The sequence below is a fragment of the Algibacter sp. 2305UL17-15 genome (assembly GCF_040720935.1).
Taxonomy (GTDB): Bacteria; Bacteroidota; Bacteroidia; order Flavobacteriales; family Flavobacteriaceae; genus Jejuia.
The window spans coordinates 19,620-43,313 of sequence record NZ_JBFDAE010000013.1; the positions used below are offsets into that span (position 1 = coordinate 19,620).

General features: G+C 36.8%; 13 protein-coding genes. All 13 read left to right on the top strand.

What is annotated here, in order from left to right:
* The 13 genes from ABXQ82_RS13955 to ABXQ82_RS14015 all read left to right on the top strand — a co-directional run bounded on the left by ABXQ82_RS13955 (position 1) and on the right by ABXQ82_RS14015 (position 23,671).
* Complete coding sequence (locus tag ABXQ82_RS13955; protein ID WP_367060869.1) at positions 1-765, top strand: SDR family NAD(P)-dependent oxidoreductase; 765 nt, start codon at positions 1-3, stop codon at positions 763-765.
* A gap of 195 nt (positions 766-960) precedes the next feature.
* Complete coding sequence (locus ABXQ82_RS13960) at positions 961-3,753, top strand: transcriptional regulator (protein ID WP_367060872.1); 2,793 nt, start codon at positions 961-963, stop codon at positions 3,751-3,753.
* A 223-nt stretch (positions 3,754-3,976) separates the two neighbouring features.
* Positions 3,977-6,997 (top strand): TonB-dependent receptor, encoded by a 3,021-nt coding sequence (locus ABXQ82_RS13965; protein WP_367060875.1) that lies wholly within the window; start codon positions 3,977-3,979, stop codon positions 6,995-6,997.
* Positions 6,998-7,009: 12 nt separating this feature from the next.
* On the top strand, positions 7,010-8,548 hold the full coding sequence (locus tag ABXQ82_RS13970) for a RagB/SusD family nutrient uptake outer membrane protein (protein ID WP_367060878.1): 1,539 nt from the start codon (positions 7,010-7,012) through the stop codon (positions 8,546-8,548).
* 14 nt (positions 8,549-8,562) lie between these two features.
* A complete protein-coding gene (locus ABXQ82_RS13975) occupies positions 8,563-10,362 on the top strand; it encodes a LamG domain-containing protein (protein ID WP_367060881.1) in 1,800 nt (599 codons plus the stop codon).
* Positions 10,363-10,474: 112 nt separating this feature from the next.
* Positions 10,475-11,836: a glucoamylase family protein gene (locus ABXQ82_RS13980; RefSeq protein WP_367060884.1), complete on the top strand. Its 1,362-nt coding sequence runs from the start codon at positions 10,475-10,477 to the stop codon at positions 11,834-11,836.
* Positions 11,837-11,841: 5 nt separating this feature from the next.
* Entirely contained in the window at positions 11,842-13,212 is a 1,371-nt protein-coding gene (locus tag ABXQ82_RS13985; RefSeq protein WP_367060887.1) for a glucoamylase family protein, read from the top strand.
* A gap of 53 nt (positions 13,213-13,265) precedes the next feature.
* The gene (locus ABXQ82_RS13990; protein ID WP_367060890.1) at positions 13,266-14,204 is read left to right on the top strand and encodes a metallophosphoesterase; all 939 of its coding nucleotides are present in this window, start codon (positions 13,266-13,268) and stop codon (positions 14,202-14,204) included.
* Between the two features lie 9 nt (positions 14,205-14,213).
* Complete coding sequence (locus ABXQ82_RS13995) at positions 14,214-15,017, top strand: alpha/beta hydrolase-fold protein (RefSeq protein WP_367060893.1); 804 nt, start codon at positions 14,214-14,216, stop codon at positions 15,015-15,017.
* Between the two features lie 4 nt (positions 15,018-15,021).
* On the top strand, positions 15,022-17,280 hold the full coding sequence (gene bglX, locus ABXQ82_RS14000; RefSeq protein WP_367060896.1) for a beta-glucosidase BglX: 2,259 nt from the start codon (positions 15,022-15,024) through the stop codon (positions 17,278-17,280).
* 75 nt (positions 17,281-17,355) lie between these two features.
* Positions 17,356-18,882: an arylsulfatase gene (locus ABXQ82_RS14005; protein WP_367060899.1), complete on the top strand. Its 1,527-nt coding sequence runs from the start codon at positions 17,356-17,358 to the stop codon at positions 18,880-18,882.
* A gap of 9 nt (positions 18,883-18,891) precedes the next feature.
* Complete coding sequence (locus ABXQ82_RS14010) at positions 18,892-20,949, top strand: glycoside hydrolase family 172 protein (RefSeq protein ID WP_367060902.1); 2,058 nt, start codon at positions 18,892-18,894, stop codon at positions 20,947-20,949.
* A 91-nt stretch (positions 20,950-21,040) separates the two neighbouring features.
* Positions 21,041-23,671 carry a glycoside hydrolase family 2 TIM barrel-domain containing protein gene (locus ABXQ82_RS14015; RefSeq protein ID WP_367060906.1) on the top strand — a complete coding sequence of 877 codons (2,631 nt, stop codon included), beginning with the start codon at positions 21,041-21,043 and terminating at the stop codon, positions 23,669-23,671.
* Positions 23,672-23,694 lie beyond the last annotated feature (23 nt).

Consider the following 23,694-nt stretch of genomic DNA (forward strand, 5'->3'; position numbering starts at 1 on the left):
ATGGGTAATGTAAACGTAAAAGTAGCAGTAATTACAGGAGCTACGGGAGGTATTGGTTTCGAAGTAGCAAAAAAATTGGGTAAAGACGGATATGCCGTAGTATTAAACGGTATTGATAAAGAAGCAGGAGCCAAAAGAGTAGAAGAACTTACTGCAGAAGGAATCACGGCTGAATATTATGGATTCGACGTTACAAAAGAAGACGAAGTAACTGCGAACATCAATAAAATTGGCGAAAAGCATGGAAGAATTGACGTTCTCGTAAATAATGCTGGCGGATTGGGCGGTCGGTCTCGATTTGAAGAAATGACAACAGAATTTTACAGATTTGTAATGGCGTTAAACCTTGATTCGGTATTTTTTGCTTCAAGAGCGGCAATACCGTTTCTTAAAAAGGGAGAGCACCCTTCTATAATTAACTATACCTCAAATGCAGGATGGACTGCTGGGGGGCCTGGGGCAGGAGTCTATGGAGCGTCCAAAGCTGGTGTCCATGCAATAACTAGAGCATTAGCAAAAGATTTAGCGGAATATGGCATTAGGGTAAACGCAGTATCCCCTGGTACAATAGACACGCCTTTTCATGCCCAAATTAAATCAACAAAACCAGAAGTTTTCGCGTCCTGGAAAAATAATATCATGTTGGGAAGATTAGGGCAACCACAAGAAGTAGCTTCTGTTATTTCATTCTTAGCAAGTGATGCTGCATCTTTCATAACAGCCGAAACCATTCAGATTGGTGGGGGGCAAGCTTTGGGAATATAAATAAAGAGTTTTTTTTCAACCGCAATTTTCAAGCTTTGCAGGTATAGCCTTCAACCACTTTGGTTGAAGGTTTTTTAGTTTAAATTTTCTACTAGTTTGAAGTCTGTTTCAGACTCTGGGTGAACTATAAATTAATTATATTTAAATTTTGATTTAGTATTGGCTTTTCTGCAACAATTTCTAATAGCAATGGTGATGAATTTAAAAAAGATGCTTCTTTTAATAAGTGTATGGATTTATAGCCTTACACTCTACGGACAGTACACGCCATTTTTTCAAAATTATGCATTAACGGAATTTAATGCAGGTAATCAAAACTGGGGCATGTCATTAGCCGAAAACGGAAAGCTATATATTGCGAACGATAAAGGCTTGGTAGAGTTTGATGGCTTAAAGTGGGATTTGTATCAACTGCCAAATAAAACAATTATGCGCTCTGTACTGGCTTATAAAGGTGTTGTTTACACAGGGTCGTATGAAGAGTTTGGATATTGGAAAAAAAATCTAAAAGGAGAGCTTTATTATACGTCATTAAGTAATTTTAAAGAGAAAAGCGCCTCTTCAGATGAGGAATTCTGGCAGATACTTAGTCATAAAGAAGCCATACTTTTTCGATCTTTCTCAACGCTTTACAGCTACAAAAATGGAGAGATCAATAGAGTAAAACCCAAATCTACAATTTTGTCGTGTAGTGTTGTAAATGATGAGGTTTATGTCTCTACTGTAAGGGATGGTATTTTTATTTTAGAAAATAATAGGTTGAAGCCTTTTCTCAATGTGAGCACTTTGTATAATACTAAGGTGGTGTCAATTGCTAAATATCAAGAAAAATTACTAATTACAACGGCATTAAATGGCTGTTATTTGTACGATGAAATAAAAAACAAGCTAGAGCCTTGGGCGTCCGAAATCAATAGTATTATAAAAGAACAGCAGCTCAATACGTTTCGAATATTGAAAAGTAAGGACATGGTTTTCGGTACCATAAAAAATGGTATTTATATCACAAACAATGCAGGGACTATAAAATATCATATAAATAAGGAAAACGGTTTGTTGAATAATACTGTGTTGAGCCATGAATTAGGGAAGACTAATGAGTTATGGATTGGGTTGGATAATGGGATTGCACGGTTAGATTTGAATTACAGTCATGTTTTATATAGCGATAATTCAGGGAAACTTGGAGCCGTTTATGATGTGATACATTATAACAATAAATTATTCCTGGGAAGTAATACGGGTTTGTTCTATTTAGATGACGGGAAAAGTGAACTAAGGTTTGTAGAAGGGTCTCAGGGGCAAGTATGGGACTTAAAAGAGATTAACGGACAATTATTGTGTGGGCACAATAACGGGACGTATTTGGTTGAGGGCAATAGACTAAAACAAATATCAGATTTTACAGGGGGTTGGGTTCTCAAAAAAATCCCAGAATTGAAAAACACTTTTATCCAAGGCACTTATGGAGGTTTGGTGAGGTTTGATTTTCAAAATGGGAAATGGGAAACACAACACTTGGGAGATAAAACCATACCTATAAAATATCTGGTATTTGAAGATCCTTATACCGCTTGGGTAGCCCATGCTTATAGAGGCCTTTTTAGAGTTAAATTTAATGAGACTCATGATCGTGTTTTAAGCTATGAAAATTATAGAAACAAAGGGTTATTGTCCGATTATAATGTGAAAGTCCATAAAATTAAAAACGACATATGTTTTAAGACCAATGAAGGCTGGCAAAAATACGAGGTGCTAATTGACAGTATAGTTCCTTTTAAATTATTAAACAGTTTTTTTGGTTCCGATACAGATATTATTTCAGAATCTGATACAGACATCATTGTAACCAAAAACAGCACAGATAAAATCAGCTTTGTGTCTTTAACAGAAAACAAGCAAATCTTGAATCTTCCAAATAAACTACTCCAAAAAAGATTGGTGGTAGATGCCGAAAGTGTTTCAAAACTTAATGACTCCATATATACGTTTAATTTGTACGATGGTTTTATGCTTATCAATAAAGCCATCGAACGACATATGGATACACTCCAGATCCCAATAATTGAACATATTGAGGTGGATAAAGAATTCATAAGCATAAATGGTGAGGAGGGGTATGAGTTTCCGTTTAATAAGAATATAAGCGTTTCGGTATCGTCTCCACTGTCTAATAATCACTTTTTTGAGTACGCAATTACTACATCAGATTCATTAAATTGGTATAGGATGGATAACGAAAAGTTGGAATTATCAAATCTTAGCAATGGCGAGTATAGTGTGCATTTTAGAACAGTAAATTTTTCTGGAGAGACGTCCAAAGAAAAGATTATTCAAATTAAAATTCTACCGCCATGGTACAAGAATATATGGTTTTATGTAATGGTGCTAGTGCTTTCTAGCGGGGTGTTTTTCTGGTTGCATAAACGGAAGATTGGAAAAGAACAAATGGCTTTACAAAACAAGCTTGTTAAGGAACAAGAAATTTTATTAAAAGAAAAGGCCATTGAAAGTGATAAGAAAATAGTGCAATTAAAAAACCAGTCTTTAAAGAATGAAGTAAAACTCAAAAGTAAGCAATTGGCAAATACAGCCATGGCCTTGGTCAAAAAGAACGAATCGTTACTTGAGATTAAAAATGAGCTTGAAAACAATAAAAGTGATTTTAATAATGCATTGGCGTATAAACGCTTGATACGAAAAATTGATAATTCTTTAGGACATGAGGACGAATGGGAATTATTTGAATATAATTTCAATCAAGTGCATGAAGAATTCTTTAAGCAACTAAAGACCGAGCATCCAAAATTAACGCATAAGGATTTAAAGATTTGCGCCTACATCAAAATGAATTTGCTTACCAAAGAGATTGCGCCATTAATGAATGTATCTATTAGAGGACTGGAAACCCACAGATATCGATTAAAACGCAAGCTAAACTTAGAAAATCACAAATCTTTGAACGATTATTTGCGAAATTTCAAATAAATCCTACATTAAATTATCAATTTCATTTTTTTTTAATACGTCATAACTACGTCATAATTCGTGTGAAGCCTGTGTTTTATGTTATTTCCTACCTCCGTAACCTACGTCAGTTAGAGATTTCTTCAGTTTTTTAACTATGACGTAATTTATGTGTAAACCAATCTTTGTCAAGTTTTTGTATAGTATATAATTTAGTAGAAACTAACATTCTAAATAAAACTACATGAAAACAAGATTTACTTTATTGTTGCTTTTTCTATTTTCAGTCCACGCTTTTGCTCAGGACATATTGGTAAGCGGTACCGTAGTAGGCGCCGAAGATGATATTCCCATCCCAGGGGTGAACGTTATAGTAAAAGGCACAACAAGAGGTGTAAGCACCGATTTTGATGGAAATTACTCCATCAACGTAAACAAAGGAGAAATCCTGGAGTTTAGCTCTCTGGGTTTTAAAACCGTTGAGATACAAATTCAAAACCAAACTATTGTCAATGTGAGCTTAGAGCCAGACATTGCTACGCTGGACGAGGTGGTGGTAGTTGGGTATGGTACACAAAAGAAAAGGGACTTGACAGGTTCTATAGCAACAATCGATGCTCAGGAAATCGAGAAAACCCCAACAGCAAACGTTATGCAGTCTTTACAGGGTAAAGTTTCAGGCGTACAGATTGTTGCAGCAGGTGCTCCCGGTAATTCTCCAACCGTTAGGATTAGGGGTCTGGGCACTTTCGGAGGTGCAACAAACGTATTGTTTGTTGTGGACGGTGCTTTTTATGATGATATAGATTTTTTGAATACTAAGGACATTAAATCCGTCAACGTACTTAAAGATGCGTCTTCTTCAGCTATTTATGGTGTACGTGCCGCAAATGGCGTTGTAATTATTGAAACGAAAAAAGGACGCAAAAATGCAAAGCCGCAAATAGAATTTGACAGCTATACGGGGGTTCAGCGTGCCCAAAATGTTGTTAAAATGGCCAATGCAGAACAATTTGTAACCATGGCTCAGGAATCTGGTTCTGCACCAGATGCACAGTTTGTGGAGAATGCTATGCAACGCTATGGTAGAAGCCGTATAAATCCAAATGTGCCGAATGTCAATACTGATTGGTATGAAGAGATCATGAGGGACGGTATCATCCAAAACCACAGTATTAGTGCTACTGGTGGTGGTGAAAACGTAGCGTATTCGGTGGGGACCAATTATTTTTCCCAAGAAGGTATTCTCGATATGAAAAACGAATATGAAAGATTTAATATTCGCGGTAAGGTAGAGGCCGATTTAACTGATCGTATTAAAGTTGGCGTAAACAGTATATTTAGTAATGCCACAAAATATGAACCCGATAATGCCGCATGGTTTAGGGCTTACTTTGCTGTACCCATCATGCCAGTTATTGACGAATTGAACACTGAGGCATCACCTACCCGTTTTGCTAATGCACAAAACTTGGGGTATCGCGGCACACAAAACCCATTCCCTAATTTAGCATACAATAATAATCTTGTAAAAAGCAGGAAGATTTTATCAAATATTTTTGTGGAATTGGATTTGATAAAAGATAAGCTGAAATTTAAAACGTCTTATAGTCATAATTTCTCGGCGTTTGAGGAGCGCTACGTTAATTTGCCTTATACCCTCGGAAATAATGTTGAAATAATGTCTAGCATAAGGAGGGAGAACAATACCTTCTCGAATCAATATTGGGATAATACCCTAACATTCAAAGATACATTTGATGATCATGATATAACCCTGATGGCAGGACATTCTTTTAGAGACGAAGCTAGCAATGAGTTCAGGGCTACTGGGCAAGACATTACAGGTATCCAATTGGAAACGAGCTGGTTCTTGGATTTTGCCGATCCAGAATCCTTTAACAACAACGTTAGGGAAAGGGGCAGGCGTTTTTACGGACTCTCATTCTTTGGGAGGCTAGCCTATAGTTTTAAAAACAGATACTTGCTTTACGGCACGGTGAGGTATGAAAAATCGACAAGATTTACAAAAGATCCTTCTGGTGTATTCCCGTCAATAGGTGTTGGATGGGTGGTTTCAGACGAGGACTTTTTCAAGGACAATGGCATTTTTGACTTTTTTAAGCTAAGGGCCGGTTGGGGGCAATTGGGTAACGATAAGGTAACAGCAAGCTCAGGAGCCAATACCATTGATCTTGTTACAGCGGCGTTTGGAGACCAACAATTCTCAGGTATCACCTCAACAAGTGTTTTTACTGATAATGTATGGGAATTGGTCGAAGAAATGAATTTTGGTCTTAATTTAACGACATTAAACAGAAGGTTGTCCATGGATGCTGATTATTTTATCAGGGATACTAAAAATGCTATTTTCCCTATAAACATCCCAGTAGTTAATGTAACATTAAATCAAAATGCAGGGACCATACAGAACAAAGGTTTGGAATTAAACCTTACATGGAGCGATAAAATATCTGAGGACTTCAGTTATTCCATCGGTGCAAATTTCACCAGTATAAAGAATAAAGCCACTCATATAGATAACGAACAGGGTTATATTGATTCTGGTTCTGCTGAATTTAGGCAAAGAACAATCATTGGCGAACCTTTATTGGCATTTTATGGACTGGAAAGAATAGGAGTGTACCAAAATCCAGATCAGGTTGCTGCCGATCCATTTGCAGCGAACCATCCAGTAGCAAACCTGCAACCGGGTGATTTAATTTATAAGGATCAAAATGGAGACGGGTTCATCAACGCTGATGACCGTGTAGTTCTAGGATCGTTTTTGCCAACCTTCACGTATGGAGGGAACATAGGGATGTCATATAAAAATTTCGATTTTTCATTAAGTTTCTCTGGTCAAGGGGGTAACTCTATTTTGAACAGAAAAAGAGGCGAAGTCATCTTTACCAATGATACAAATATGGATGCAGATCTAGCCGTTAACAGATGGCATGGTGAGGGCACTAGCAATTCTTATCCATCCTCTGCGGGATTGCGTAAAGGCTGGAACCAACAATTAAGTGATTTTTGGATTGAAGACGGTGATTTCTTCAGAATCCAAAACATTCAATTGGCATATACCATTCCAAGTGAAAGTTTCGTTAAAAATATGCCGGAGACGCGTATTTACTTTACGGCGGAAAGACCACTAACACTTTTTAACTACAATGGTTTTAGCCCAGAAGTAAGTAACGGTGTTGACAGGCAAACCTATCCAGTACCAGCAGTATATACACTTGGAATCAATTTCAAAATATAAAAAATTGTAATTATGAAAAATATAAAAGTTTTATTTGTACTAAGTGCTATGGCAATATCCTTGCTTCTGGCATCATGTACCCAGCAATTTGACACCCAACAGGGACAGTTGAATACTGATGATTTAGATTATACCAACTCCGATGGTATGATAGCACCGCTTCTTGGAGCTTATAATGTGTTCGCTACCAGGGGGTGGGAAGAACCGTTACTTTTATCCGTTAGAGGAGATGACGTTAATGCGGGAGGTCTGGGAGACCAACAGCCTTTTGCGAATACCGATCTGTATGCTTACGATAAAGGCTACTGGATGTACAATGCATTATGGAACGGGCATTATAGTGATATGATAGACCTTAATACAGCAATCGTGCAAATCAATAGGTATAAGGAGTTTTTGCCTGAAAGTGAATTGCCAAGAGCTAATCAATATATTGCAGAAATAAAAGTGCTTAGGGCTTGGTTGCAGTTTAATGTAGCCAGGGTTTGGGAAAACGTATTTATTTACGAAACCAACACTCCAAATGATGAAATTGAAGCAAATGGGGTGTCTTCCAAAGCTGAAATTATGCAGCGCATCTCAGACCTTATGGACGAAGCCATTCCAGATCTACCTGCCGTAAGACCAAATGAACGGCAAGACTTGCCTGGAGCGGTTACGAGATATACTGCCTACGCAATAAAGGCCCTGGCGAACTTAGAGCTTCAGAATTACCAAGGTGTAGCTGATGCAACTGGAGCTATCATTAATTCCGGAAAGTTCATGCTATATTCAGATTTTTACCAACTCTTTAAAAAGCCTGGTGAATTAAGCGATGAAAATTTACTGGAGATGCAATATTCCGATTTCAATTCTGAAACTGGAGATACTTTTTATCACCTATATGCACCTTATGGCCCTCAAAACTGGACACCGTCCCGTGAAAACGCATCAAGTGGTTGGGGCTTTTATGAGCCAAGTAAAAAGTTCATTAAATTTATGCTAGACCGTAATGAAACGGTTCGTTTGGAAACAAGTGTGCTGTTTACTGATAGGGGTATAGCAGAACTTGAAGCCGACGGCTATACTGGTTTTCCGAATTTTGTAAAGAACACTACTAGAGATGGAGATCGTATAAATGACTACGCAAGAGCTATGTTTGCAAGTGGTAAACACTATTTGCCCTCAACACAATTAACAGATGGCAGAAACAATTACGGTGCTGGGAAAAACCATATTGTAATTCGATATGCCGAAATTCTGTTAATGTATGCAGAGGCATTGACTCAAGGCGCATCTGGCTCTGGGCTTTCAGCTGTTCAAGCCGTAAACTTACTTAGGCAACGTGCTAATATGCCAGCTCTATCAAGTGTAACACTTGATGGTGTTATGGATGAAAAATTTGCTGAATTGGCCCTCGAGTGGGGTATTCGTTATTATGATATGATCCGTTTGGATAAATATGGCGAATTAAGCTATGACGGAAGAACTTTTACAGCTGCCAATGAGTATTTACCATATCCTCAAGCACAAGTTGATGCACTGCCATTGGGAGAAGAATCTACTAATTAATAAAAAACTATAAAATGAAAAATTTAAATAAAATTATCATTGGGTTATTTGCACTCTTACTTGTATTATCTTCTTGTGAGGATGGTATAGACCCAATAACAGCGGTAGATCCAGGAGCAGATGCTGGAGCCCCAGTAATTAAGGTGACTTCACCTACAGAGGGTTTGTCTCTTAAAGTTAATGAAGTATTTGCAAGTGTAGATATAAGCTTTGAGGCCACAGACGATATTGAACTAGAGACCGTAACGGTGTCCTTAAACAATGTACAACTTGCTACTTTTAGCTCGTTTATTGATTATCGTCGTTTTATTGTAGATGATTTAAGCTATGATAAACTTGCAGATGGCGACCACGTGCTTAAGGTTGTTGCTACCGATATCAATGGAAAAACAACAACTGAAACCGTTAACTTTAAAAAAGAACCGGCATATATTGTTAAGTATGCCGGAGAAGTATTCTACATGGGGTTTGACGGCGATTATACAGATTTAGTTGCTCTTGAAAAAGCAACGGTGGTAGGTTCTCCAATGCTTAATGATGATAACCTGAATGGTAGCAACTCTTACGAAGGTGCGCTGGATTCTTATTTAACCTTTCCGGCAGACCGTTTTAAAACCAATGAGTTTAGTGTTATATTTTGGATGAAAGTAAATGATGCTGCCAATAAAAATGGCGTAAAAAGAGCTGGGGTGATTACACTTAGATCTCCTATGGTCGATGGCAAGCACGATCTAAAAAAGGGCTTTACGTTCTTTAGAGAAGATGCAGGTGGTAACCAACGTTTTAAACTAAACATTGGTTCTGGAGAAAAAAACCACTGGTTTGATGGGAATACAGCTGCCGATGTAGCTCCTAATTCAGGTGAATGGGTGAATTTCGCATTTACAGTTTCTGGAAGTGAAGCTACGGTTTATATTGATGGTCAGGTAGTGAAAACAGGGACACATGACGGTATTGATTGGACAGATTGTAATCTGTTGTCTATCATGTCAGGTGCGCCCAACTTTACCCAATGGAACCATTGGTCTGATCAAAGCTTGCTTGATGAACTTCGTATTTTTAACCGTCCTATTTCCCAACAGGAAATACAACAGATTATGGCAGACGATTCAGGCGAGTTTGTATCCAGCTATACGCCAACTTATGCCGGAGAGATGTTCTATATGCCATTCGATGGTAATTATAATGAGCTTTTTAGGGAAATGGAGGCCACAGCTGTTGGAAGCCCAGGTCTTGCAGGAGAAAGTGTTGCGGGTGCAAACGCCTACAAAGGTGCAGCAGATTCATATCTAACATTCCCTCCTGACGAAAGGGGTGCAATTACTACCAGCGAGTTTAGTGCAACAATGTGGCATAAAGTAAATGCTACACCAGATCGTGCAGGTATATTAACAATGAGGTCGCCAATGACTGATGGAGGCACTAAAAACGATTTGACAAAGGGCTTTAGCTTTTTTAGGGAAAATGCTAATGGAATGCAACGCTTTAAATTGAATGTAGGAATGGGCACCGCAGGTCAATGGGTTGACGGTGGAGAGGATGCTGATGTTGACCCAACCGTTAATGAATGGGTACATTTAGCATTCACCATAGGCACAGATAAGGCAACTGTTTACATCAACGGAGAGGTTGCAAAGGAACAAAGCTTAGCCTCACCAGTAGATTGGACGGGAGTAGATATATTGTCCATTATGTCTGGTGCACCCAATTTTACACAGTGGAACCACTGGTCTGATCAAAGTATATTGGATGAGTTGCGTTTGTACGGCAAGGCTCTTTCTCAAGCTGAGGTACAAGCCACAATGGGTATTTAATGAGTTAGTTTAGTTTGGCTTACATTGTTAAGTTAGTTTATTTAGTTGAAGTTTTAGCCACGCTTTTTTTGGCGTGGCTAAAATTAATTTAATCACTTTTTACAGATTTTTTATGAAGTATAAATTACTTTTCTTAGTTGCTGTATGCGTTATTGTTTCCAGTTGTAAAAACAATAAAAAAGAAGAGGTTTCGAATATAGCATCTAACAAACATCAATTCATTTTAGATGATGAAGCGCTATTAGACACCATTCAAAAACAAACCTTCAATTACTTTTGGGATGGTGCAGAACCTAATTCTGGTCTCGCTCCAGAGCGTTTGCACATGGATGATATTTATCCAACCTCACCAAAACACACCGTCACTACTGGCGGAACGGGTTTTGGAATGATGGCAATATTAGTTGGTGTAAAACGAGGGTTTATTACCAAAGAACAAGCCTTTAATCGGTTTGTTAAAATGATAGATTTTCTTGAAAAAGCAGATAGGTTTCATGGCGCATGGTCACATTGGATAGATGGACAAACAGGAAAAGCGATGCCCTTCAGCAAAAAAGACAATGGAGGCGATTTGGTAGAAACCGCATTTCTAATTCAAGGAATGCTAACGGTTGCAGAATATTTTAAAAATGGCAACGAAGAAGAACAAAAATTAGTAGAAAAAATTGATAAACTTTGGAAGGAAGTAGAATGGGATTGGTACACTAAAGGAGAAGATGTACTCTATTGGCATTGGTCTCCAGAATATGGTTGGGACATGAATTTTCCAGTAGGAGGCTACAACGAATGTTTAATTATGTATGTGTTAGCGGCATCATCGCCAACACATCCTATAAAACCATTGGTATATCATAAAGGATGGGCTAAAAATGGAGATATAGTTTCAAACGAAAAATATTATGATGAAGATTTGGTTCTAGATTATTACGAACATGATAAATCGCCAGTAGGCCCTCTATTTTGGGCGCATTATTCTTATACAGGTTTAAACCCAAAAGGCTTAAAAGATAAGTATGCAGATTATTGGAAACTGGTTCAAAATCAAGCTAAAATTCATCACAAACACGCACTAGCTAATCCGCATAATTATAAAGGTTATGGCGATAGTATTTGGGGTTTAACATCAAGTTATTCGGTTAAAGGTTATAAAGGGCATAGACCCGATAAGGATTTAGGTGTAGTTGCGCCAACAGCGGCATTGTCTTCATTTCCATATACACCTAACGAAAGTATGAAAATGTTAAAAAAACTGTATAAAGACCATGATAGTTTAATTGGTAAGTATGGACCTTATGATGCTTTCAGTTTTGAACATAAATGGTACACCCCAAGATATTTAGCGATAGACCAAGGGCCAATTCCCGTAATGATTGAAAATTATCGATCAGGTATGATATGGGATTTGTTTATGAAAAATGAAGACGTGCAAAATGGTTTGGATAGGCTGGGGTTTACCTATAAAAAAAGCAAATAAGAATTATGATTAGATACACATTTTTATTTCTATTGTTCATTATTATATCCTGCGGAAAAGATAACGGGCCTGGGTATCAAGAACCTTATATGCCTGGTTCCGATGATGACCCTGTGGTTATTACACCGTTAAGCGATGAAGAAATGATGGACTTAACCCAAAAAGAAACGTTTAAGTATTTTTGGGATTTTGCTAATACCGCTTCAGGTGCAGCAAAAGAGCGTTATCATCCCAATGAACCAACCTTAAATCAAAATGTGGTTACTACTGGAGGAACGGGTTTTGGCTTGATGAGTATTTTGGTGGGCATAGAGCGAAATTTTATTACGAGAACTGAGGCTGTTACACGATTAAATAAAATTCTAACGTTTTTAGAAAATGCCGATAGATTTCATGGCGCATGGTCACATTGGATTGATGGCAATTCAGGAAATGTATTACCGTTTAGCGCAAAAGATGATGGCGGCGATTTAGTGGAAACTGCCTTTTTGGTGCAAGGTTTAATCTGCATAAAAGAATACTTCAAAAATGGGTCAGATTCTGAAAAAGCTTTGGCTCAAAAGGCGGATGACCTTTGGAAAGGTGTGGAATGGAATTGGTACACACAGAATCAAGATGCTTTATACTGGCATTGGAGCCCAAATAATGGGTTTGATATCAATTTGAAACTTACAGGTTACAATGAGGTTTTAATAACTTATGTTTTGGCAGCGGCATCGCCTGATTATTCCATCGATAAAGTGGCTTACGAAAAAGGTTGGGCAAGCAGCGGTGGCATTAAATCATCTGCTACACAATATGGCTTTCCGTTAGTGCTGAGGCATGCAGGAGGTTCAAATTTAGGTGGCCCTTTGTTTTTTAGCCATTATTCATTTTTAGGATTGAATCCGAAAAATTTAACCGATCAATATGGGAATTACTGGAACGCTGCGGTCAATCACACAAAAATTAACCGTCAATACTGCATTACCAATCCCAAAAACTATATAGACTATGGTGAGGATTGTTGGGGATTAACAGCCAGTTATTCCAGAAATACGGATGGTTCTAGAGGGTATTCTGCCCATAGTCCTAATAACGATAAAGGGGTTGTGTCTCCTACTGCGGCAATAAGTTCAATACCATATACACCTAATGAATCTTTAAAAGTGATGCATTACCTCTATCAGAACAAAGATAAAATGTTAGGCCCCGCTGGATTCTATGACGCTTTTAGTCCGCATTATAATTTTTGGGTAACCCAAACCTATTTGGCGATAGACCAAGGGCCTCAGATTGTCATGATTGAAAATCACAGAACAGGTTTACTGTGGAATTTATTTATGCAAAATGAGGATGTTAAAAAAGGGTTGGATAAATTAGGGTTTAATTATTAAGAATGATATTAAAAAAGATACATAAACGGCACATATTTCTCATAACTTTTTGTGTGTTAAATTTATCTTTTTATGCGCAAAACAGTTTTGAATTTGTTGTGCTTCCTGATACACAAACCTATATTGAAGAGTTCCCAGATGTTTTTATGAAGCAAATGGAATGGATTTCAAATCAAGAAAACAGATTTTCCTTTGTGTTGCATGTAGGCGATATTACCCAAAATAATTCAGAAAAAGAATGGAAGATTGCCAAAGACGGATTTTTACTTTTAGATGGAAAAACACCTTATAATATAGCACTTGGTAATCACGATATGGGAAGCGGACCAGGAAAATTTGCCGATACGAGAAACACCAAATGGGCAAATACCTTTTTTTCTTTCGAAGACTACACTAAAAACTCAAATACAATTGCGTCATTCCCTGAAAACACTATTGATAATTCATGTGCGGAATACCATCTTATTGGAGAAAAATGGTTGGTGTTTTCGTTAGAATTTGGACCGCGAAATAAAACAATAGATTGGGCAAATAATATTATTAAAAATCATCCCAATCATAAAATAATTTTAAATACGCATACGTATTTATATCATGACAGTACGCTGCATGATGGCGAAGATTGGTACTTGCCACAAAAATATGGCGTTGGTAAGGCAATAGGTGAAAATGCTGTAAATGATGGTGGTCAACTTTGGGAAAAACTTGTGAAACCACATAAAAATGTCATCATGGTATTTTCTGGACATATTTTAGGTTCTGGTGTAGGTACGTTGGTTTCAAAAGGAAATTATGGAAACAAGGTCTATCAAATGCTTGCCAATTATCAAAAAAATGTAAAAGGTTTTGAAAAAGGTGACTCTGGGTATTTGCGAATTATTAAAGTTGATAAAGAAACACAAACAATTTCGGTTAAAACGTATTCGCCATGGATCGATGTTTACCTAAAAAACCCTAACCATGAATTTGTTTTTAACGATGTAAATATTTAATTTCTTAGTATGAAAAAGAGTTACAAAAATTATAAGCTATATTTTTTCACGTTGCTTCTTGTTTTTTGTACGGGCTTATCTTTTGGACAAAAAGAAGAATTATATGACTTTAAGTTGTTTGTAGATAAATTGGATACCTTACAATATCGGATGATGATGCCAAAGGATTTTGATGCCTCAAAGCAATATCCAGTAGTGTTGTTTCTTCATGGTGCTGGAGAGCGCGGAAGTGATAATAAAGCACAATTGGTTCACGGTAGCAAATTATTTGCTTCAGAAGACAATAGAACAAATTTTCCTGCTATCGTTATTTTTCCACAATGTCCTAAAAATTCCTATTGGGCAAATGCAACTGTTGATAGAACTTCAAGACCCATAAAATTGGAATTTCCATTAGATATAGCACCTACAAAGCCTTTGGAATTGGTTATGGAATTAATGGATAATATGGCAGCCAAACCTTATGTTGATGCAAGTAAAATATACGTCGGCGGTTTGTCCATGGGCGGTATGGGCACATTTGAAATCGTTTACCGAAAGCCGGGGTTTTTCGCCGCTGCATTTTCCATTTGTGGTGCAGGAAATCCAGAAGCCACAAAAGTATATGCTAAAACCACGCCGTTTTGGGTGTTTCACGGTGCTAACGACGATGTTGTAAATCCGCAATCATCAGTAAAAATGATAGATGCCATTTTAGAACATGGCGGAAAACCAAATTTTATATTATATGCCAAAGACAATCATAATAGTTGGGACTCTGCTTTTGCTGAACCAGATTTATTGCCTTGGCTATTCTCTAATAAAAAACTTTAAAAACATGACACACATCCTAAAAACACAAAATTTTATAGTAGTAGCTTTAACATTCTGCTTTTTAAGTTGTAAAAGTTCCGTTGCCCAAACAGCAAGTCCTTCAACCACTTCCTATGAACAAAAAGTAGATTCATTAATGAATTTAATGACCTTACAGGAAAAAGTTGGGCAAACCGTTATGTATAGTGGCAGCGGTGCTGTTACGGGTCCAACGGTAAATAAGAATTTCAGAACTTATATTAAAGATGCCGAAGTAGGAGCGATGCTGAATGTGTATTCCGCAAAAGCCACAAGAGATTTACAAAAACTGGCAGTTGAAGAGACCCGTTTGGGAATTCCGTTATTGTTTGGATATGATGTGATTCATGGTTTCAGAACTATTTTTCCAATTAACCTTGGACTTGCTGCGAGCTGGGATTTAGAAGATATTGAGAAAGGCACACGAATTGCGGCTGAAGAAGCTTCGGCAGTAGGTATCCATTGGACGTTTGCTCCGATGGTGGATATCGCAAGAGACCCACGTTGGGGACGAATTTCTGAAGGTGCAGGAGAAGATGTATATCTAGGAAGTAAAATTGCAAAGGCGTATGTGCATGGTTTTCAGGGTGACGATTTATCAAAAGACAATACCATTTTAGCATGTGCAAAACATTTTGTGGGTTATGGTGCTGCACAAGCGGGACGCGATTATCACACGGTAAATATGGGGCATGACGAACTTAGAAATGTTTATTTGCCACCTTTTAAAGCTGCCGTTGATGCTGGCGTTGAAACATTTATGACCGCTTTTAATGAACTCAACGGAGTTCCTGCTACGGCAAATAAATTCATTTTTAGGGATATTTTAAGAGATGAATGGAACTTCAAAGGTTTTGTGGTTACAGATTATACCGCCATAAATGAATTGATCCCACACGGATTTGCAAAAGATCAAAAACATGCCACTAAATTAGCTATTGAAGCAGGTATAGACCAAGATATGATGAGTAGCGCCAACCGTTTGCATCTTGCAGATTTAGTTAATGAAGGCGAGGTTGATGTAGCATTGGTAAACGATGCATGTCGAAGAATTTTGCTAACAAAATATAAGTTAGGATTATTTGATGATCCCTATAAATATTGCAACGAACAACGTGAAAAGGAAGTAATTTACAAACCTGAGTTTTTGGAAGCGGCACGTCAATCTGCTGCCATGTGTTCTGTATTATTGAAGAACGATGAAAAAGTATTGCCGTTAGATAAAAATCAAACCATTGCATTGATTGGACCGTTGGCAAAAGACAAGGAAAACATCATTGGGAATTGGGCCGCAGCAGGTGATAGAAGGGGTAAAGCCATTAGTGTGCACCAAGGTATTCAAGAATATCTAAACGATTCTAAAATTATTTTTTCTAAAGGCTGTGATATTGAAGGAGACGATGAAAGCGATTTCCAAAATGCCATCAACGCAGCTAAAGGAGCAGATAAAGTGGTTATGGTCATGGGGGAAGATTACGATATGAGTGGAGAAGCGGCCTGTAGAACCAACATAAAATTACCGGGTCGTCAAACGGATTTGATAAAAGCCATTAGAAAAGCAGTTCCGGACAAAAAAATCATTTTGGTTTTAATGAATGGTCGTCCATTAGATTTATCAGAAGAAGATATGCTTGCCGATGCTATTTTAGAAACATGGTTTCCAGGAACTAGTGGGGGTTACGGTGTTGCAGATGTGCTTTTTGGAAAATACAATCCCTCAGCAAAATTACCGGTTACTTTTCCAAGAACTTTGGGACAAGTACCCATTTATTATAACATGAAAAATACGGGTCGCCCAATCCCAGCTAATAATCCGAAAGACGATTATAAATCGAATTATTTAGATTCCCCAAATACACCATTATATCCGTTTGGACACGGGTTAAGTTATACTAATTTTGAGTATTCCGATGTTACATTGTCTGCAAATACAATTGGGTTTTCTGATACCTTATCAGCGTCAGCAACCATTACAAATACTGGCGATTATGATGGATACGAAGTGGTTCAACTTTATGTTCACGATAAGGTAGGAAGCATCACAAGACCAGTAAAAGAACTCAAAGGATTCGAAAAAATATTCCTTAAAAAAGGCGAAAGTAAAACAGTAAGTTTCGATATAACAGTTGAAGATTTGAAGTTTTACAACGCCGAAATGAAATTCGATGTAGAACCAGGAGAGTTTGAAATTGCCATTAAAGGCACTTCAGATTTTGATTTTGGGCAAACGTTTACATTAGAATAGTTAATAGCTAGAAACCTGCAAGGTTTCTAAAACCTTGCAGGTTTTAATTCTTATTAAATAAACAAAATTAATCAAGTGAAACGTTTAAATGTTGTCATTTTAATAGCACAATTATTTATTGTGGGCTTTGCTGCTCATAGTATAGCACAACTTGAAAAACCTAACATAATAATTATTAATGCTGATGATTTAGGGTATGGCGACATAGGCATTCAAGGTGCGACTAAAGTTAAAACCCCTGCTATAAATCGATTGGCTTCTGAAGGAAAGCGGTTTGCAGATTTTCATTCGGCTTCTGCTGTGTGTTCACCATCTCGTTATGCTTTGCTAACAGGTGAATATCCTGCTAGACAGAATTTATGGAGTCCCATTTTTTTAAAGAGTTCCTTGAAGGTTGATATCAATAAAATGACTCTGGGGAAGCTTATGAAATCGGCAAATTACAAAACTGCCTTAATTGGTAAATGGCATTTAGGTTTCGGTAACGAAGAACCAGTAAACTGGAATAAACCTTTAAAACCCGGGCCTTTAGAACTTGGGTTCGATTATTACTTTGGAGTTCCTGTACTTAATAGCCACCCGCCATTCGTTTATGTGGAAAACCATAGCGTAGTGGGTTTGGTTCCTGAAGATCCAATGGTATATGATACATGGGCGCGAACTAGGAACTTTGACGAAAAATTTGGCATTCAAGAAATTGGAGGTGCTGTTGCTGCTCACGAAAACTATAAAGATAGGCTAGTAGGGACTACCTTAAAAGATAAAGCGGTTAATTGGATAAAAGCGCATAAAGACGCTCCATTCTTTTTGTGTTTTGCCACTACAAACATACACCACCCTTTTACACCAGCACCACAATTTATTGGCACAAGTGAAGCAGGGCCTTATGGCGATTTTATTCACGAATTAGACTGGATGGTATCTGAAATTGTAAAAACCCTAGATGAAGAGGGTTTAACAGATAATACTTTGCTTATAATTACAAGTGATAATGGTGGCATGTTGAACAGAGGTGGGCAAACAGCAAGAGAAGCTGGTCATCTTCAAAATGGAGCATATCTGGGTTTTAAATTTGATGCTTGGGAAGGTGGGCATCGTGTACCATTTATCGCGAAGTGGCCTGGAAAAATCACTCCAGGAACTATTTCTAACCAATTAGCATCAAACGTAGATTTGTTTGCAACCTTGGCATCTATTATTGGTTATCAACCAAAAAAAGGAGAAGGTACAGATAGTGTAAATATGTTGCCTGCATTATTAAAAAAACCTAAAAAACCCATCCGAGACCATTTGTTAATCTCCCCTAGTTCTCCCAAACATATCGCTTTGCGAAAAGGGAAATGGATGTATATCTCAGGAAAAGGAGGTGGCGGTTTTGGAGCTAAATATTTAGGAGAACATGCTTTTGGTAATGCGTTTGCGTTTCCTTTTACAAAACAAGTAAATAGCGACATTGAAAACGGAAAAATTAAAGAAAATGCTCCAGATGGTCAATTATACGATTTAGATAATGACCCTTATCAAACTACAAATTTATATCATTCCTACCCAGATTTAGTAACAGATATGCAAGAAAAGATTAAAGATATCTTAAATGATTAATAGTTAATAATGAAAAAAGTAGCACTTTATATTGGAGTATTGGTTTTAGTCTTCTGTACGTCCTGTAATGAGCAAAACGGCACTATAATTACTTATGAAAATTTGGTAAAAAGATTAACAAATCTTGAGGCATTGGCTAAATTACCGAGTAAAGGTGAGAAGAGCGAAATGTGGTCTAGCTATGATCGTAAAAGCAAAATAGATTCAGTTACAGGGGAGTTTATTGATTGGTCGGCAAATAATGATGGTCTTAGACCTCAGTTTATAAGAAAAGAAGGGGACAATGAGGTTTTAGCAGAAATGACTGGCCCTGGAGCTATAGTGCGTATATGGTCTGCAAGTCCAAAAAAGGGAAAAGTAAATATTTATATAGATGGTTCTGAAACACCCATTATAAGTGAGTCTTTTGTAGATTATTTTAAACCAAGTATCCCCGCTTTCAATTTTTCAGAATTGGTGTATGAAACCAATGCTAAAGGTTTTAATAACTACGTCCCTATCACGTATCAAAAAAGTTGTAAAATAGTAGCTGAACCAGATTGGGGGCAATATTATCATTTTAATTACATTACGTTTAAGTATGATGTAGTCTTGGAAGCGTTTAATCCTAATTTGAATCAAGAAAACCAAAAAGCTTTAACTGAGGTAAACACGTTTTTTAAAGAGCGGATGGGAGAAAATCCAACGGATTCAAAATTACATATCACAAATAAAAATATTACACTTCAGCCTGATAAACAAACAGATGTTTATCAAATAAAAGGAAAAGGGGCAATTGCCAGTTTAAAGGCAAAACTTAAAACCGAAAACCCAGAACATAGCAATGAAGTATTACGCAAAACCGTACTTGAGATAGCATGGGACGGCGAAGCGAACCCCTCGGTATGGTCTCCAATTGGTGATTTTTTTGGTTCTGCTCCTGGCTTTAATAATTACAAAACATTGCCAATGGGTATGATAGGTGATGAGATGTACAGTTATTGGTATATGCCATTTTCAAAAGGTGCCAAAATCACTTTGCATAACTTTTCCAAACATCCAGTAGATATTTCTTTAGAAATTGGCGAAGCAGAACTTGAGGGAAAAACAAAAGATTATGGGCGGTTTCATGCGAAATGGCATAGAGATCTTGAGCCTGTTGAAAAGGGTCGTTGGCCTGATTGGTTGCTCTTAAAAACAAAGGGTAAAGGTAGGTTTCTAGGTGCTTCTTTATCTATATGGAACCCTAAAGGGGGCAGTAATACAAACGCTGGAGAAGGGCATTATTGGTGGGGAGAAGGCGATGAGAAATTTTTTGTAGATGGTGAAACATTTCCTTCCACATTTGGTACAGGAACCGAAGATTATTTTGGTTACGCTTGGTGCGATCCGTCAATTTTCGAGCAAGCATTTCATAGTCAATCTATTGATAGCGACAACATGGGCTATCAAGCCGTAAACCGATGGCAAATAATTGACAATATTCCTTTTCAAAAATCTTTTGAAGGTTATTTAGAAAAATATTTTGTCAACGATTGGCCTACACAATACGCTACAGTTGTGTATTGGTATTTAGATGCGAATGGGAAAGACCCCATATCCAAAACATCCGCTGAAGAATTATATGGTTATGAAATACCTTATGAGGTGTTTAGACATCCAAATGTTTTGGAAGCTGAAAGTTTAAATATTGTCAAAAATACCGGAGGTTGGGCAAACCTTAATGAGTTTGCTCATGAATCTTTATATAAAAACGTAAGCGGGCATAAAATCTTATTCTGGGGGACTCAAAAAAATAAGGATAATGAGCTTATTGTCGAGTTTGAATCAGAAAAAGCTGGTAAATTTGAAGTTTACGCCAATGTTTTAAAACAAAAAGACGGTGGTGTTTTTAAGATTTCGGTTAATAATCAAAAGTTGAAATCGTTGAGTTTTAAGTCCCCTATTGAAACAAGATATACAGAGGTGATAAAATTAGGGACAATAAATTTAGTAAAAGGAAAACAAGAAATAACGTTCAGTTTATTGCGAAATGATATATTTCCGCAAAAGCTTTGGGTTGATTATTTTGAGTTTAAGGAACTTTAATATATAATGGTTTAAATATAAAATAGCAGCGTTTTTTTTCTCAATGCATCGACACCTATAATTAAATAAGACATTTTTAAAATATAACACATTGAAGTTACAAAGTACGTCCAAAACAATTTATATCATTTGCATTTTAATATGTAACGTCTTTCTATTCAAAATAGAAGCCCAAACCGTTACCATAAATTCAGGGTGGCAATTTGTTTTAGGCGAAAAGACGTCTGAAAATTGGGCAACCATAAATATTCCACATACTTGGAATAAAGACGATGCTTTTGATGATGAAAAAGGCTATCACAGAGGTGTTGGATGGTATAAAAAACAACTTTTTTTTTCAGAAGAAAGTAAAAATTCAGTTCACTATTTACATTTTAAAGGTTCAAATCAAGAGACTGATGTGTATGTAAACGGCAATCATGTTGGGAATCATAAAGGAGGCTACACCGCATTCAATTTCAACATTTCAAAATGGATAAATTATGATGGATACAACTTAATTGAAGTTAAGGTTGATAACAGCCATAATCTAGATATTCCGCCATTAGATGCCGATTTTACATTCTACGGAGGTATCTATCGTGATGTGCAACTCATTTCAAAACCAAAGCAACATTTTTCATTATCTGATTTTGCATCGGAGGGATTTTACATAGATTATTATCATGTTTCAGAAGAAAAAGCGGGTTTAGAGGTTAAAGTATTGATTGATAATTTTGATACCAAATCTGTAAACACAAAACTTAAGACCGTTCTTTTTGACGCTGAAAATAAAATCATTTTTTCTAAAAACCTGAATTTTAAAAGTAGTGCTGATGCTTCGGAAGCTTTGGATATAAAATTTTCTGAACTATACAATCCAAAGTTATGGTCGCCAGAATCGCCATATTTATATAAGTTACAGCTTCAATTATCCAATGAAAATGGAACTGTTTTAGATGAAAAATGGCAAAATATAGGTTTCCGGTGGGCAAGTGTTGATGCTGATAAAGGTTTCTTTTTAAATGGGAAACCGTTAAAATTAATTGGTGTAAATCGACACCAAGATTATGAAGGATATGGAAACGCGGTCCCTATCGAGCTTCAAAAAAAAGACATTCAATTGATAAAAAACATGGGCGCAAATGTGTTGCGAAATGCACATTATCCACAATCGCGAGAGTTGTATGATATGTGTGATAAACTAGGAATTTTAGTGTGGACAGAAATTCCCGTGGTCAATAAAGTTACAAACAACAAGATGTTTTTCGATGTTTGTAAAACCATGCAAAAGGAGCATGTAAAACAATATTATAACCATCCTAGTGTAGTGATGTTTGGCTATATGAACGAGATTTATTTACGTTTGGCTTTTGATGGAAAATCAACTGAAACTGAAAAAGAAAGTCAGAAAAACGCAGCGTTAGATTTAGCCAAACAATTAGAAAAATTAACCCGTGACTTAGCGCCAAATCACATAACGGTAATGGCAGGACATTTAAACGAACTGTATAACGAAACTGGAATAGCTGATTTGCCCATGTTATTTGGTTGGAATTTATATTTTGGATGGTACGATAAGGACATTCCGGATTTGGGCGTTTTTTTAGATGAACAACACAAAAGATATCCAAATAGGTCATTATTACTTTCTGAATATGGTCCTGGAGCTGATGCTAGAATTTTTACAAAAACACCAAAAAAGTTTGATTTTTCTACGGAATATCAAGCGAAACTGCACCAATCCTATTACCAACAAATTACTGAAAGACCTTACATGACAGGAATGACCGCTTGGAATTTTGCAGATTTCGGTTCGGAGTTTCGTGGCGATGCCATTCCGCATGTCAATCAGAAAGGCTTGCTTCAATATGACAGAACACCAAAGGAAATTTACTATTGGTACAAATCTGTTTTAGATAAAAATGAACCTTTTATTCATATTGCTTCCAATTATTTAGATGGTGTGACTTTGTTTAATGATGATACATATCCTGTTCAACTATTTTCAAATCAAAAAGAAGGAGACCTGTTCTTGAATGGAAACAAATTTCAAAATATTTTATTTGAAAATGGAGTAGCAACGGTTGACATGCCATTTCAAAATGGAACTAATAGGATTAAAGTCATTATTGGAAGGACTTCCGAAGAAAAAACAATTCAAATTATAAAAACAGATGCTTTAAATTTTGATACATTTTCCAGAATCGGAATTAATGTGGGTTCTCATTTTTATTTTAATGATGAAGAACGTCAATTGACTTTTGTTCCAGACCAAGCTTATAAAAAAGGAGGTTTTGGATATGAAAATGGAGTCGTTTATAATTTAAGCAAAGACAAGCATCAGGGTATTCCTTATAGTATTAGAAATACAGATTCTGACCCTTTATTTCAAACCATGTTGGAAGGTTGCACTAATTACAAATTAGATATTCCTAACGGAAAATATAAGGTCAGTTTGTTTTTTGTAGAACCTCAAATAAAACCTACCGAAAATATTTATAATTTGAAAGCGTCGGATGTGGCATCAGACAAAGAAACAGAACAACGCATTTTTGATATTTATCTGAACGCTGATTGCATAGAAAGCAGGTTTAACATGGCTGAACAATATCCAGAAAAATACGGTATTGAAAAAACAGCAATTATTAATGTGAACAACAATGAGGGGTTGACAATCGCTTTAAAACCGATAGCAGGAAACCCTGTGATAAGTGGTGTTTTAATAGAAAAACTGAATTAAATAGACCGAAAAGACCTGCGAGG

Excerpts from the sequence above, each read along its gene's own strand:
- ABXQ82_RS13955 (WP_367060869.1), top strand. The coding sequence starts at position 1 with ATGGGTAATGTAAACGTAAAAGTAGCAGTAATTACAGGAGCTACGGGA.
- ABXQ82_RS13980 (WP_367060884.1), top strand. The coding sequence starts at position 10,475 with ATGAAGTATAAATTACTTTTCTTAGTTGCTGTATGCGTTATTGTTTCC.
- ABXQ82_RS13960 (WP_367060872.1), top strand. The coding sequence starts at position 961 with ATGAATTTAAAAAAGATGCTTCTTTTAATAAGTGTATGGATTTATAGC.
- bglX (WP_367060896.1), top strand. The coding sequence starts at position 15,022 with ATGACACACATCCTAAAAACACAAAATTTTATAGTAGTAGCTTTAACA.
- ABXQ82_RS13965 (WP_367060875.1), top strand. The coding sequence starts at position 3,977 with ATGAAAACAAGATTTACTTTATTGTTGCTTTTTCTATTTTCAGTCCAC.
- ABXQ82_RS13970 (WP_367060878.1), top strand. The coding sequence starts at position 7,010 with ATGAAAAATATAAAAGTTTTATTTGTACTAAGTGCTATGGCAATATCC.
- ABXQ82_RS13975 (WP_367060881.1), top strand. The coding sequence starts at position 8,563 with ATGAAAAATTTAAATAAAATTATCATTGGGTTATTTGCACTCTTACTT.
- ABXQ82_RS13985 (WP_367060887.1), top strand. The coding sequence starts at position 11,842 with ATGATTAGATACACATTTTTATTTCTATTGTTCATTATTATATCCTGC.
- ABXQ82_RS14010 (WP_367060902.1), top strand. The coding sequence starts at position 18,892 with ATGAAAAAAGTAGCACTTTATATTGGAGTATTGGTTTTAGTCTTCTGT.
- ABXQ82_RS13995 (WP_367060893.1), top strand. The coding sequence starts at position 14,214 with ATGAAAAAGAGTTACAAAAATTATAAGCTATATTTTTTCACGTTGCTT.